The 13,697-nt window shown below is 66.1% G+C and carries 14 protein-coding genes; 6 read left to right on the top strand and 8 right to left on the bottom strand.

Going from position 1 to position 13,697, the window contains the following annotated elements:
- Window positions 1-9: 9 nt before the first annotated feature.
- Window positions 10-834 carry an SDR family NAD(P)-dependent oxidoreductase gene (locus G566_RS0103540; RefSeq protein ID WP_029131213.1) on the bottom strand — a complete coding sequence of 275 codons (825 nt, stop codon included), beginning with the start codon at window positions 832-834 and terminating at the stop codon, window positions 10-12.
- A 179-nt stretch (window positions 835-1,013) separates the two neighbouring features.
- Between G566_RS0103540 and G566_RS0103535 the strand changes: the two genes are divergently transcribed.
- Complete coding sequence (locus tag G566_RS0103535) at window positions 1,014-1,670, top strand: OmpW/AlkL family protein (protein WP_029131212.1); 657 nt, start codon at window positions 1,014-1,016, stop codon at window positions 1,668-1,670.
- Between the two features lie 85 nt (window positions 1,671-1,755).
- Here G566_RS0103535 and G566_RS0103530 read toward each other — a convergent pair whose 3' ends face one another.
- Both G566_RS0103530 and G566_RS0103525 read right to left on the bottom strand, forming a co-directional pair.
- Complete coding sequence (locus G566_RS0103530; protein WP_022679301.1) at window positions 1,756-2,151, bottom strand: MAPEG family protein; 396 nt, start codon at window positions 2,149-2,151, stop codon at window positions 1,756-1,758.
- A gap of 11 nt (window positions 2,152-2,162) precedes the next feature.
- Window positions 2,163-4,067, bottom strand: coding sequence for a CocE/NonD family hydrolase (locus tag G566_RS0103525; RefSeq protein WP_040605379.1), 1,905 nt, complete (start codon window positions 4,065-4,067; stop codon window positions 2,163-2,165).
- A gap of 112 nt (window positions 4,068-4,179) precedes the next feature.
- On the opposite strand from G566_RS0103525, the gene G566_RS0103520 reads away from it, so the two are divergent.
- Window positions 4,180-4,728, top strand: coding sequence for a hypothetical protein (locus tag G566_RS0103520; protein ID WP_022679299.1), 549 nt, complete (start codon window positions 4,180-4,182; stop codon window positions 4,726-4,728).
- Between the two features lie 3 nt (window positions 4,729-4,731).
- Here the strand turns inward: G566_RS0103520 and G566_RS15845 are convergent, their stop codons facing one another.
- Genes G566_RS15845 through xseA form a run of 3 tightly spaced genes read right to left on the bottom strand, consistent with a single transcriptional unit; the run spans window position 4,732 to window position 7,273 of the window.
- Window positions 4,732-5,589, bottom strand: a complete 858-nt coding sequence (locus tag G566_RS15845; protein ID WP_022679298.1) for a M23 family metallopeptidase — start codon at window positions 5,587-5,589, stop codon at window positions 4,732-4,734.
- On the bottom strand, window positions 5,589-5,810 hold the full coding sequence (locus G566_RS0103510) for a DUF2093 domain-containing protein (protein ID WP_084706739.1): 222 nt from the start codon (window positions 5,808-5,810) through the stop codon (window positions 5,589-5,591). Before G566_RS0103510 ends, G566_RS15845 begins: the two co-directional genes overlap by 1 nt.
- Entirely contained in the window at window positions 5,810-7,273 is a 1,464-nt protein-coding gene (gene xseA, locus G566_RS0103505) for an exodeoxyribonuclease VII large subunit (RefSeq protein ID WP_084706738.1), read from the bottom strand. The genes G566_RS0103510 and xseA overlap by 1 nt, the downstream gene beginning before the upstream one ends.
- A 51-nt stretch (window positions 7,274-7,324) precedes the next feature.
- On the opposite strand from xseA, the gene purD reads away from it, so the two are divergent.
- From purD to G566_RS0103485, 4 genes are read left to right on the top strand one after another with little or no spacing between them, the layout of a single operon-like run.
- Entirely contained in the window at window positions 7,325-8,581 is a 1,257-nt protein-coding gene (gene purD, locus G566_RS0103500) for a phosphoribosylamine--glycine ligase (RefSeq protein WP_022679296.1), read from the top strand.
- Window positions 8,582-8,605: 24 nt separating this feature from the next.
- On the top strand, window positions 8,606-9,676 hold the full coding sequence (locus tag G566_RS0103495) for a phosphotransferase family protein (RefSeq protein ID WP_022679295.1): 1,071 nt from the start codon (window positions 8,606-8,608) through the stop codon (window positions 9,674-9,676).
- 3 nt (window positions 9,677-9,679) lie between these two features.
- Complete coding sequence (locus tag G566_RS0103490; protein WP_022679294.1) at window positions 9,680-11,419, top strand: M20/M25/M40 family metallo-hydrolase; 1,740 nt, start codon at window positions 9,680-9,682, stop codon at window positions 11,417-11,419.
- Window positions 11,364-11,987: a dihydrofolate reductase family protein gene (locus G566_RS0103485; protein ID WP_243442404.1), complete on the top strand. Its 624-nt coding sequence runs from the start codon at window positions 11,364-11,366 to the stop codon at window positions 11,985-11,987. The genes G566_RS0103490 and G566_RS0103485 overlap by 56 nt, the downstream gene beginning before the upstream one ends.
- Here the strand turns inward: G566_RS0103485 and G566_RS0103480 are convergent.
- Window positions 11,984-12,358 carry a TonB family protein gene (locus G566_RS0103480; RefSeq protein ID WP_022679292.1) on the bottom strand — a complete coding sequence of 125 codons (375 nt, stop codon included), beginning with the start codon at window positions 12,356-12,358 and terminating at the stop codon, window positions 11,984-11,986. The two genes, G566_RS0103485 and G566_RS0103480, sit on opposite strands and share 4 nt — an antisense overlap.
- Entirely contained in the window at window positions 12,355-13,668 is a 1,314-nt protein-coding gene (locus G566_RS0103475) for a hemolysin family protein (RefSeq protein WP_022679291.1), read from the bottom strand. The genes G566_RS0103480 and G566_RS0103475 overlap by 4 nt, the downstream gene beginning before the upstream one ends.
- Window positions 13,669-13,697: the final 29 nt, after the last annotated feature.

Raw genomic sequence — 13,697 nt, 5'->3', positions numbered from 1 at the left:
CGCCGGCGCTCAGTGCGCTGTCCACCCGCCGTCGATCACCAGTTCCGAACCTGTCATGTAACGGCTGGCATCGCTGGCAAGGAACACCACGCCGGCCGCGATATCTTCAGGCTTGCCGGCAAAGCCGACCGGGGCGCCGGCACCGACGGCATCGACATCGATGGCATTGGCCCCCGGCTGGCTGGCAGTGGCCAGCGCGGCGGAGAGCGCGCCTGACGTGTCGATCTTTTGCCAGATCGGCGTGTCGATGATGCCGGGGTGCACGCTGTTGCAGCGGATGCCGTCCTTCATGGCCGCACATTCCATGGCGACGGCTTTGCTGAGCAGCCGCACTGCGCCCTTGCTGGCGCAATAGGCCGACATGCCGGCCGAACCACCGAGCCCGGCCACCGAGGAGATGTTGATGATCGAGCCGCCAACATGGCCATCGGGCCGCGGGCTGCGCATCGCCGGCAGCGCGTGCTTGGTGCCGAGGAAGCAGCTGGTGACATTGATGTCCATCTGCCGGTTCCACTGTTCCAGCGTCACATCGGTGATCAGGCCGGAGGTGCCGATGCCGGCGTTGTTCACCAGGATATCGAGCCGGCCATAGAGATCCATGACGCGATTGACGAGTTCGGCCCAGCGCGGCTCTTCGGTCACGTCCTGGCCGCGAAACGTCGCCTGGCCGCCGGCGACTTCGATCAGTTCCACCGTCTTGCGGCCGCCTTCGGCATCGATATCGGTGACGAAGACGATGGCGCCTTCAGCTGCCAGCTGGACGGCGCAAGCGCGGCCGATGCCGCTGGCGGCGCCGGTGACAAAGGCAACGCGGCCGGTGAGTGTACCCATCATCGTTTCTCCCCTGATTTTGGCCGAGCCTGACAGGGCGCTGGCGGCTTCGCCAGCCCTCACATTTGCGGTGCTAGGGGGAAACCCGATACGCAATCACCCTTAGGCATTTGTTGAGCCAGATCAAAGAGAAGAGCCGCACGCTTCGCCACAAGGCGGTCATCACGACAACAGGAACGAACATGATGACCAAGTTGAAGACTGCCGCTGCCATTGTTGCGCTTGTGCTGGCCGCCGGCCCGGCCGCAGCCGCGCAGGGCGATTTTCTGGTGCGGCTGCGCGCCATCACCGTGCAGCCGCAGGAAAAGGTCGGCCCCGTGCTGCCCACCTTCCCGACCAGCAGCGGCAGCATCACCAATGCCTATGCGCCGGAAATCGATTTCACCTACATGCTGACCGATCATATCGGCGTCGAACTGATCGCGGCGACCACCAAGCATTGCGTGGAAGGCGGCGGCAGCCTTGCGGGCGTCGGCCGGCTGGCCTGCACCTGGGTGCTGCCGCCCACGCTGACGCTGCAATATCACTTCGCGCCGGAAGGCAAGATTCACCCTTACGTGGGCGCCGGCGTGAACTGGACGATGTTCTACAACGAGAAGGCTTCGGCCCAGCTCAACACCGCCATCGGTGCCACCAACGTGAACCTCTCCAACAGCTTCAGCTTCGCGCTGCAGGCCGGCGTCGATTTCGACATCAGCGAGAAGATGTTCCTCAACCTCGACGTGAAATATGTCGACATGGACACCAATGCCCGGCTGACCACCGGCGCGTTGGTCAACAACCTCAGGGCCGATATCAACCCGCTGATCATCGGCGTCGGCGTCGGCTGGCGCTTCTGAGCTCTCCTGTGCCGGGCAACTCTCCCGCCCGGCACAGTACCCCTCCGGCCCGGCATTCCGATGGATGCCGGGCCGGTTGGCGTTTTCAGATTAGCGCGGAGATCGCGCCCCAGGCACCGGCCAGCAACAGCACCAGGCTGGGCAGCAGGGTGAGGCCGAAGCCCGGCCCGCGCTTGGCCGGATCCGTGTAATAGGCGCTGGCAAAGACGATGCGGCCCACGCTCCACAGCAGGGCAAGGCCGCCGGCGACAAGATCGCCCAGCACCGGCGCGCCGACAATCACGCCCGGCACGAACAGCGCCAGTTGCTCCAGCGTGTTCATCTGCACGCGGTAACGCTTGTCGAACTCCGGGTGGCCGCTGGCTTGCGGCGCCGGCACGTTCCAGGTGGCGCGGGCGCGGCCGACATTCACCGACAGGGCGAAATAGACGATCAGCGCCAGCACGAGCGCAAGGGTGGTGATTGGATAAATGGTCAACATTGTTTTTTCTTTCAGTTGTTCAGGGCAGCACGGGCGGCAGCAGCACCGCCCACCACCGGAATGGCGATGTGGCTGGGCCGCTGTGTATCGCGCCACACGCCCTGCGTCGCCTTTTGATAGTCTTGCAGAGACGCGGTGAAGATGTTGGGCACGAATTTCTGCGGGTTGCGGTCATAGAGCGGGAACCAGCTTGATTGCACCTGCACCATCAGCCGGTGGCCGGCCGGGATCACATGGTTCACGCCGGGCAGCAGGAAGCGGTAGCGCTCGGCCTTGCCGGGAGTGAGCGGTTCCGGCTTTTCAAAGCTCTTCACATAGCGGCCGCGGAAAATCTCCATGCCGATGCCGAGCTGCAGGCCGGCCTGTTCAGGCTGGGCGCTATTTTCCTCGGGGAAGACGTCGATCAGCTTCACCACCCAATCACTGTCGGTGCCGGATGTGCTGGCGAACAGATTGGCCTCCGGCTGGCCATGGATCTGCAGCGGTGCCTTCAGCGGCTGGGAGACATAGGTGACGACATCGGGGCGCACACTGGCATGGCGCTGGTCGCTCACCAGCCACGGCCCCCACACCGTGCGGTCGCGCACGTTCACGGGCACCGGCACGAACGGCACCGGGTGGGCCGGATCGGAGACATAATCATCGTGCGCCGCCTTGGCGGCCGGCGCGGTCAACGACAGGCTGAAGCGGTCATCAAGATAGAGATTCACCGTCTCGCCCGCCGGGAAGCGATCGTGACGCTGCCATTTGTCGGCATTCACGGCATAGGTCAGCACCGGCGGCGTGTCGAAGGCCGGCGCACCGGTCTTCACATGGGAATCGAGGAACGGCTTCATCACGTCGCGGCGGAATTGCAGGCCGGTGTCGCCAGCAAACTTCAGCACGCCCAGCGACGAACCATCATAATTCACGCCCGAATGCCGCCATGGCCCGATGACGAGGGACAGCAGCTTGTTGCCGGTGTCCTTGGGTTCCAGCGCGCGATAGACGGCCGGAGCGCCATAGCTGTCTTCCTGGTCCCACTGGCCCACCACCAGCATGGTCGGCACCGTCAGCGGGCGGGCACCCAATATCTTGTCGAGCGCCTGGCCCTGCCACCAACTGTCGTACGATGGGTGCTCCATCAGTTTCTTCACGCCGGGCAGCGTATCGAGGCCATAGCGGGCGATATAGCCGCCCACCGATCCGGCGCTGAGGAACTCGGCATAATAATCGCGGTGGCCCATGGCGACCGGGTCTTCGTCGTTCTTGGTCGCGGTCTGCCCTGTGAAATAATCCAGCATGGTCTGGCGGAAGGCGCCGTTGTGGAACCAGTCGTCGCCCATCCAGCCATCGACCATGGGGGACATCGGCACGGCGGCCTTCAACGCCGGGTGCGGATCGACCAGCGCCATCAGGCTGGTGAAACCGGGGTAAGACGATCCGGTGATGGCAACGCGGCCGTTGGTTTCCGGCACATTCTTCACCAGCCAGTCGATCGTGTCATACGCATCGGTGCTGTGATCGGTGGCGGTGTTGTTCAGCGGGCCTTTCAGCGGCCGGGTGATCACATAATCGCCTTCGGATTTGTTGCGGCCGCGCACATCCTGATAGACGCGGATATAGCCATCGGTGACGAATTCGGCATCGCTTATCGGCAAGATCTCGGTGATGGACTGGCTGGGATTGCGCGAGGTGTTCTTGCCGGCGTTGTACACCGTACGGGTCAGCAGGATCGGGCCATTGGCCGTGCCCTTCTTCATCACGATCACCGTGTAGAGTTTCACCCCATCGCGCATCGGGAGCATCACTTCGCGCCGGATATAATCGGCCGCCGGTGTCACCGCGTTGAACGGGGCGGCGATATCGGGCTGCATCGTGGGTGTCTGTGCCGTGGCAGCGGCGGCCAGCAGCAGGCTGAATGCGGCGTATTTCATGATGTCCCCTCCGTTTCGCCTGTCATGGCCTGCCCCGCGCGCAGCGGCAAGCCAGTTGGCGGCAATGCCGCGATGGCGTATCAAAGGTCGCAGAGAGATACGAGGTTCACCCATGCGCATTGCCCCGCTCGCCCTGCTGCTGATTGCCGCCCCCGCTGCTGCTGCCGACAAGCCGAAGCAGGCCCCGCCGGCGGTGGTGCAGAAATTGCTCGACTGCCGCGCGCTCACCGATGCGACGGCACGGCTGGCCTGCCTTGATGCCGGCGTGGCCGCCCTGGCCGGCGCGGTGGAAAATCGCGACGTGCTGGTGGCCGACAAGGAAGAGGTGAAGAAGGCGCGGCGCGGCCTGTTCGGTCTGGCGCTGCCCAGTTTCAACCTGTTCGGCGCCGACAAGGACGAAGTGGCCGAAGGCGAGAAAAAGGACGAACGCGGCGCCCTGACCGAGATCGAGGCGACCATCACCGCCGCCCGGCCCAGCCGCACCGCCGGCTGGCGTTTCGTGCTGGATGATGGCAGCATCTGGCTGCAGACCGATGCCATCGGTTTCCGCCGCGATCCCAAGCCGGGCATGAAGATCCGCATCCGCCGCGCGGCGATGGGCAGCTATCTCGCCAATGTGGATGGCCAGCTGGCGGTGCGGGTGAAGCGCGTGGTGGAGTAAGGCTTAGCGCCCCGTCGCGTCCTTCGCGGGCATCGGCGGCAGCAACGCTTCGGGATCAACCTTCACGCCATGCCAGGTCATGCCCCAGTGCAAATGGGGCCCGGTGGAACGCCCGGTGGAGCCGATGCGGCCGATCACCTGGCCTTGCGCCACGATGTCACCGGGTTTCACCTCCAGCTTGGAGAGGTGCATCATTGCCGAGAACAGCCCGCGGCCATGATCGATGATGATCAGATTGCCTTCCAGCATGAACGGCCCGGCCGCCAGCCGCACCACGCCGGGGATGGGCGCTTTCACCGGCGTGCCGTGCGGGGCGGCGATGTCCATGCCGCCGTGATAGCTGGCCGGGATGTCGCCATAGACGCGCTGCGCGCCAAAATGCGTGGAGATGCGCCCCGTGGCCGGCCACTGGAAGGGCGCGCGCCAGAATGGCCAGGGCGAGGTTTCGGCGCGGGCAGCCTTCACCTGCGCCACCTCGGCCTCGCGCCGTGCTTCATATTCCAGGTTGCGCGGCGCGTTGGGGTCGGCCGGTGGATTGAGGCGGGCGGGCAAGCGATCGATCACCCACTCACGGCCCGTCACCACCAGATCACGGCGGGCACTGCGGCCATCCTTCGTCACCCACTCCAACGCCTTGGTGCCGGTAAAATCGCGGTCCACACCCAGCATGAAACGGCCATCGCCATCCAGATGCACCGGTTGCCCATCCAGTCGCAGATCATGGCTGCCCGCAGGCAGCGCAGTGATCAGCAACTGGCCCTGCACGGCCGTGAGCGGCTGGGCGACGGCCAGCGGCAACGGCGCGGCCGCACCAGTGATGGCGGCGGTTGCCACCAGAACCGGCAAGGCCAGATGGCGCATCACGCGGGAAACATGCCCTTCGCGCGCATTTCGGCGTAACGCTTGCTGGCAACATCGGCGCTGAAATAGGCTTCCTGCAGCTCGTGGCTCCAGTAACGCAGGGACGCCAGGTTGATGCGCTGGCCGGTGACGGCGCACAGCACATGATCGCCGGCTTCGACGATGCGATAGCTGCCCGATTCATAGAGCAGGCGGGCCGGTCGGCCGAAACGATCGAGCATCAGAACAGACTCCCCTGTGGCGGGACAGGTTGGGTGAAGACCGGCGTTTCGCCATCTGCGAAGCGGATCGTCAAGCTTGGCTTTGCCGCAGCGGCGCTGGCCGACGCCACGACATGGCCATCCGGGCCGGTGACAATGGCGTAGCCGCGGGCCAAAACCGCGAGCGGGCTGAGACTGTCCAGCATGCGTGTCGCCTGTGCCAGCCGGGCGGACGCCGTGCCCAGCCGCGATTCGATCAGGAACGGCCGCAGGCCGGCGCCGATGCAGGTGAGTTTCTGTGCATCCGCATTCAATGGCCGGGCCAGCGCCGGGGCCAACCGCGCCGAGGCGCCGGCCAGCCGTTCGCTGCTGCGCTCCAGGCGGGCGGTGAGCAGCGCCGGGCGCAGGCGGGTGCCGGCGTTGTTCAGGCGCAAGGCCACTTGGGCGGCGCGGGCGTTGAGCGCATTGGGCAGGCGTTCGGCAAGATCGTCGATGCGCTGTGCCACCAGCCCGATCAGGTTCCTGGGTTGCGGCAGCCGGCGGGCGAGGCCGACACTGCGTTCGCGGCGCTGTTTCCAGCCGCGCACCACGCCGGCATCGAGCCGCCCGGCCATCATGGCGATGGAGGCGGCCAACTCGGCACGCACCGGCACGGCGCGTTCCGCGGCTGCGGTGGGTGTGGGCGCGCGCCAATCCGACGCATAATCGATCAGCGTCGTGTCCGTCTCATGCCCGACCGCGCTGATCAGCGGGATCTGGCTGGCGGCAGCGGCGCGCACGACATTTTCCTCATTGAAGGCGGCCAGATCCTCGATGGAGCCGCCGCCGCGCGCGACGATGATCAGATCGGGGCGCGGAATCGGCCCGCCAGCAGGAATAGCGTTGAAGCCGGCGATGGCATTGGCGACCTGCGCGGCGCTGCCTTCGCCCTGCACTGCCACCGGCCACACCAGCACGCGGCGCGGGAAGCGATCGGCCAGACGGTGCAGAATGTCGCGAATCACGGCGCCGGTGGGGCTGGTGACGACGCCAATGGTACCGGGTAGCCACGGCAACTGCTTCTTGCGCGCCGGATCGAACAGGCCTTCGGCTTGCAGTTTCAGCCGCCGCGCCTCGATCTGGGCGAGCAGCGCGCCGACGCCGGCCGGCTCCATCGATTCGACGATCAGCTGATATTTGGAGCGGCCGGGATAGGTGGTGAGCTTGCCGGTGACGATGACTTCCAGGCCGTCTTCCGGGCGGAAAGAGAGGTTTGCCGCCGGCCCGCGCCACATGGCGAGATCGATCAGGGCGCGTTCGTCCTTCAGGCTGCCATACCAGTGGCCGCTGGATTGGCGGCGGAATCCCGAAAGCTCGCCGCGCACGCGCACCTGGCCAAAGGCGGTCTCCACCGTGCGCTTCAGCGCGCCGGCGATCTCGCTGACGCTATATTCGGGGGTGTTGTCCGGGATTTCGTTCACTCGGCTTCCATAAACCGTGGCCATCGCGTGGCAAAGCGCCTTGCCGCGACATTTTGGCATGATAGGGAAGGGCCCATGAGTGCATGCCCCGAATCTGTTGATATCCTTGTGCTGGGCGGCGGTGGCCGCGAGCATGCGCTGTGCTGGAAGCTGAGGCAGTCACCGCGCTGCGGGCGGCTGCTGTGCGCGCCGGGCAATGCCGGCATTGCCGAGGTTGCGAGTTGCGTGGCGCTGGACGTGACCAACCCCAAGGCCGTGGTGGATTTCGTCGCGGCCAATGGCATCGCGCTGGTTGTGGTCGGTCCGGAAGCGCCGCTGGTCGCTGGCGTCGCCGATGCGTTGCGCAGCGCCGGTGTGCCGGTGGTTGGCCCATCGGCAGCAGCTGCGGAGCTCGAGGCCTCCAAGGGCTTCACCAAGGATCTGTGTGCCAAGCACGACATTCCCACCGCCCGCTTCCGGCGTTTCGCCAGTGCGGCCGATGCCCATCATTATGTTGCCGTCCACCCGCTGCCCGTCGTCGTGAAGGCCGATGGCCTGGCCGGCGGCAAGGGCGTGACGGTGGCCGAATCCAACGAGGAAGGCCTCGCCGCGCTGGCCGAAATCCATGGCCCGGTGGTGGTGGAACAGTGCCTGGAAGGGCCGGAAGCCAGCCTGTTCATCCTCACCGATGGCGAGACGGTGCGGGTGCTGCCGACGGCGCAGGATCACAAGCGGCTGCGCGATGGCGATGAAGGCCCGAACACCGGCGGCATGGGCGCGATTTCGCCGAGTCCGCGCCTGACGCCGGCCCTGCAAGCCCAAGCGATGGAGCAGATCGTGCTGCCGACTCTGGCCGCGATGAAGGCACGCGGGACGCCGTTTCAGGGTTTCCTCTATGCTGGGCTGATGCTGACGGCCGATGGCCCGATGCTGATCGAATACAACGTGCGGCTGGGTGATCCCGAAGCGCAGGTGCTGATGCTGCGGCTGGAATCCGATGCCGTCGAACTGATGTGGGCGGCCGCGACCGGCAGCCTTGCCGCGGTTGATCCGGTGTGGAGCAAGGATGCGGCGGTGACGGTGGTGATGGCCGCCAAGGGCTATCCGTGGCGGCCTGTGGCCGGCACGGTGATCGATGGGATCAGCGCGGCCGAAGCCTTGGGCTGCCACGTGTTCCACGCCGGCACCAAGCGCAGCGAGGATGGAAGGCTGGTGGCCGCCGGCGGCCGCGTGCTCAACATCACGGCGCTGGGCCATGATATTTCCGAGGCGCGCGCGCTGGCCTATGCGGCTATTCGCAAGATAAGATGGCACGGCGGCCATTTCCGGCGGGATATCGGCAAGACCGCCTGATTCCGCCGTTTCGGGAGAGGCGCGATGAGCGATCGGCAAGAGCAATTTTCGGGCACCAGCGCGGTGCGGCCCGGCCAGGAGATCGACGCCGGCCGGCTCGCTGAGTGGATGCAGGCCAACGTTGAAGGCTATGCTGGCCCGCTGAGCATCGAACAATTCAAGGGCGGGCAATCCAACCCGACCTACAAGCTGATCACGCCCGGCCAGAATTATGTGCTGCGCCGCAAGCCGCCAGGCCAGTTGCTGCCCTCTGCTCACGCGGTGGACCGCGAATACAAGGTGATCACCGCGCTGTACGCGCAGGGCTTCCCCGTCGCCCGCACCTTTGGCCTGTGCCAGGACAATGACGTGATCGGCACCTGGTTCTACATCATGGACTGTGTCGACGGCCGGGTGATCTGGGACACGACCTTCCCCAACGTGCCCAAGCCCGAGCGCCGCGCCTATTTCGACGCCATGAACAAGACGATGGCCGATCTGCACATGATCGATCCGGTGGCGGCTGGGCTCGGCGATTTCGGCAAGCCGGGCAATTATTTCGCGCGGCAGATCGGGCGCTGGTCGAAGCAGTATCTGGAAGATGTCGACGCCGGGCGTTACGGCCCGATGGACAAATTGGTGGAATGGTTGCCGGCCAACATCCCGCCGGGCGACGAAGTGTCTGTTGTTCACGGCGATTATCGCTGTGATAACATGATCTTCCACCCGACCGAGCCCCGCGTGCTGGCGGTGTTGGATTGGGAACTTTCGACGCTGGGCCACCCGCTCGCCGATTTTTCCTATCATTTGATGATGTACCGCATGCCGCCCAGCACCACGACGGGGCTGGTGGGCAATGATCTGGAAGCGATGGGCCTGCCATCCGAGAAGGAATATATCGACGCCTATTGCCGCCGCACCGGTCGCGACGGCATTCCCGACATCGATTTCTATGTCGCCTACAACATGTTCCGGCTGGCCGGCATCATTCATGGCATCAAGGGCCGCGTGATCCGCGGCACGGCCACCAGCGCCCACGCCAAGAAATCCGCCGAAGGCTTCGAGGCGCTGGCTGATCTGGCCTGGAACCAGGCGCAGAAGCTCGGCGCGAAATAGCGCGTGAGCCGTTGGCCGCTTTTCTTGGCTACCCTGGCGGCCGGGCTGCTGCTTGGCTGGTGGACAATCCAGACGCCGACGCCGGTTGATGCCAATGCGCCCGCCGATCAGTTCAGCGCCGGCCGTGCCATGGCCGATGTGCGGGTGCTGGCGCGTGAACCGCACCCCACCGGCACCCCGGCCAATCTGGCGGCCATTGCCGAAATGGAACGCCGGCTGACCGAGCTGGGCTTCACCACCCGCCGTGTCGTCACACCGCTTGCCGAAAAGCCGGCGCAGCGGCTGGCAAAATGGGGCGGCAACCCCAATGCACCCGCCATCAGCCTTGTCGCGGTGCGCGCCGGCAAGGATCCCGCTGCACCGGCGGTCGCGCTGCTGGCGCATCATGATTCGGTGTGGGCCTCGCCCGGTGCGGCCGATGATATCGCCGGTGTCGCCGCCGCGCTGGAAGTGGCGCGTGCCATTCCGCAGGCCACGCAGGCCCGCGATCTGGTGCTGCTGTTCACCGATGCCGAAGAACTGGGCCTGGTCGGCGCCCGCGCCATCTTTGCGCCGGGTGCGGCGGCCGATCCGATTGCGGCGCGCATCGGCGTGACGATCAATCTGGAAGCGCGCGGCGGCGGCGGCCGGGCGATGATGTTCCAGACCGGGCCAAAGAACGGCGAACTGGTGCGCCGCCTCGCTGCCGTCGCGCCGGGCGCATCGGCGAGCAGCCTTGCTGTTACCCTTTATGAAAGCCTGCCCAACGATACGGATTTCACACCGGTGAAACTGCGCGGACAGGCCGGATTGAATTTTGCCTTCATCGGCGATGCCTGGGGCTATCACAGCCCATTGATGACCGCAGAGCGCCTGGATCAGGGCGCGCTGCAGCATCTGGGGGACAGCGCGCTGGCCATCACCCGTGATCTCGTCACCGTCCCCGAACTGCCCGCCCGCACAGAAAACGCCGTGTTCGCCAGTGCGCCCTTTGTGGGCATCATCGCCTATTTCCCGGCCACCGGCTGGGTGCTGCTTGCGGGCATTGCCGGCTTGCTCGTTCTGGCGGCGGTCTGGCGGCGGGGCGAATGGACTCTGGGCGGCATGCTGATGGCGCTGGGCCAGGCCGTGCTGGCGCTGATAATCGCCGGGGTGCTGATGTTCGGTCTCAACCTGCTGTCGGGTAGCGTCGGTGCCGAATATTATGACCGGCTTGCCGCCCTGCGGCGGCTGGAAGTGGTTGCGGCGCTGGCGGCGCTGGCGGTGCTGTTGTTCCTGGCCGCCGCGCCGGCCGGCAGCCTGTGGGATCGCTGGCTCGCCTGGGCGGCGCTGTGCTTTGCAGGCGCGCTGGTTGCGCAGATCGTGCTGCCCGGTGCCGGGCCCGTGCTGGCCTGGCCGGCGCTGCTGGCGGCCATTGCTGCGGTGCTGGGCGCTCGGCCCGGTGCGTCTGGTATGGCGCAGGTCGCCCCGGCGGCACTGCTGGCCATCCCCGGCTTGGCGCTTGGGGCGGAATTGTTCCACTTCGCCTTCCTCGGCATCGGCGCGCCCATGCCCTATGCCACCGTGCCGCTGCTGATCCCGGTGCTGGCACTGCTGGCGCCGATGCTGCCTGATGGCCCCGGCAGCCTTGGCAACCGCCGGCCGGCGCTGCTGGCGGGCGGCATTGCGGTGCTGATGGCAGCGTGTCTTGCCCTGTGGGTCAATCTTGATGAACGCGCGCCCTCGGTTCCGCCTTATGCCGGTACCGAGAAGAGCCAGGGCTGAATCGCTGACGCGCCGTGTCGTCCTCGGCATGTTCGTGTCGCTGGATGGCTTTGTCAGCAGCGGCACCGGCAACGAGGACTGGATCTTTCGCAGCGGGGATGATGCGACCGATGCCTGGGTCGTCGCGCAACTGGATCAGGCCGGCCTGATCGCCATGGGCAGCCGGTCTTTTGGCGACATGGCGCAATACTGGCCCACCGCTGAATCGCCGTTTGCCGCCGTGATGAATGCCACGCCCAAGCTGGTGTTCAGCCGCAGCCGTCCGGCTGCGCCGGATGCCGACGGATCGTGGGCCGCCCCGTTCATCGCCAGCGGCGATCTGGTCGACGTGATCGCGCACTGGAAGGCGCAGCCCGGTGGGGACATCAGGGTGCTGGGCGGCGCAGGCTTTGCCCAAGCGTTGGCTGCCAGCAGGCTGGTTGATGAATTTCAGCTGATGGTCTGCCCGGTGGCGCTTGGGTCCGGTGTGGCGCTGTTCGCCGGATTGCCCCAGCCGCTCGACCTGCAACTGGTGAGCGCGCGCAGCTTCAGCGGCGGCGCGATGGCGCTGGTTTATCGCCCGGCCTAGAGAAACACGCAGACCGTCTGCCCATCGGGCGGTGGACAGCGCCGGGAAATGCGGAAGGCGATTGCATAATGCACGGTGCCCAGCACTTTCTTGCCAGCCTCATCGCGTGCCGGCAGGAACTTCCAATTGGCCCTGGCCAGCGCGCAGGCATCGGCAGCAAGATTGAAGGGCTGATCGGCGCCCTTGGTCACCGTGCAGCCGGTGATGACGCCCTTGGCGTCGATGGCCAGATCAAAGGCGATATCGCCTTCCACCCCGGCATCGCGGGCGGCTTCGGGATAGGCGTCCTGATCCAGAATCACCTTCTTCGGCTGTGGCGGTGTGGCGGCGATCAGGGCCTGTGCCAGCATCAATAACGCCATCAGTTTCATGCCGCCCCTCCGTTACTCCCCCGGCTGGCCAGCAGCTTGTCGATCTTGCGGCCATCCATGTCGATGATCTCGAACTGCCACGGCCCCACCCGGAACTTTTCGCCGGTTTGCGGCAGGTGGCGCAACTGTTCCAGCGCCAGGCCAGCCACCGTCTCATAATCGCGGTCTTCGGGCAGTGGCACGCCCAGCCGGTGGGCGAGTTCATCCACCGGCAGCGCGCCCGATATCAGCCAGCTGCCGTCATCACGCTCCACGGCGGGCGGATCATCATGATCATCAACATCGCTGCGGAAGGCGCCGGCAATGGCCGACAGCACGTCAGACGGCGTCACGATGCCTTCGAAATGGCCATATTCATCATGCACCAGCGCCATCGGGATATCGGCATCGCGCAGCGCATTGAGCGCTTCGACGGCATCCACCACGTCGGGCAGCACCGGTGCCTGCCGCGCCAGCGCCGCCAGATCAAGCGGCTTGCCTTCGATCAGCGCCTGCACCACGTCGCGCGCCTGCAGCACGCCGATGATGTTGTCCACGCCGCCGCGCGCCACCAGGATGCGGCTGTGCGGGGTGGCCGCGAGGCGCGCGCGCACCACGGCTTCATCGGCATCGGCATCGATCCATTCGACTTCGCCGCGCGGTGTCATCACGCCGCGCACTCGCCGATCGGCCAGGCGCATGATGCCCGAAATCATGTCGCTTTCCTCGGCGTCGATCACGCCGGCGGTGGTGGCTTCGGCCACGACGGAGCGCAGCTCTTCTTCCGTCACCGTCTGGTCGCCCTCGCGGCTCTGGCCCAGCACGCGGAAGACGAAGTGACTCGACCGGTCGAGCAGCCACACGAACGGCGTGGTGACGCGCGCGAACAGCACCATGATCGGCGCGACCCGCACGGCAATGGCTTCGGGGCTGCGCAGCGCGAACTGCTTTGGCACGAGTTCGCCGACAATCAGCGACAGATAGGTGGCGATCACGATCACCACGGCAAAGCCGGTTTCTTCGGCCAGATGCGCCGGCAGGCCAAACCACAGCGCCAGCCGATCGCCCACCGGCACCGCCAGCGTGGCACCGGAATAGGCGCCGTTGATGATGCCCACCAAAGTGATGCCGATCTGCACGCCCGACAGGAAACGGCTTGAACCCTCGGCTAGCGCCAGCGCGGTGCGGGCACCGCTGGAACCCCGTTCAGCCAGTCCGCGCAGCCGCGGCCGCCGGGCCGAGACGATGGCGAGTTCCGACATGGCAAAAAAGCCGTTGAGCAGGATCAGGCCAGCGATGATCGCGGCGTCCAGCCAGGGGAAGGGGGCCATCGGCTCCGGGCACATTACGCGGGGCCAAG

Origin of the sequence: Sandarakinorhabdus limnophila DSM 17366 (genome assembly GCF_000420765.1) — a bacterium.
GTDB classification, from domain to species: Bacteria; Pseudomonadota; Alphaproteobacteria; order Sphingomonadales; family Sphingomonadaceae; genus Sandarakinorhabdus; species Sandarakinorhabdus limnophila.
Note: the sequence above shows the minus strand (reverse complement) of the source record. Positions and strands in the feature narration are given on the sequence as shown.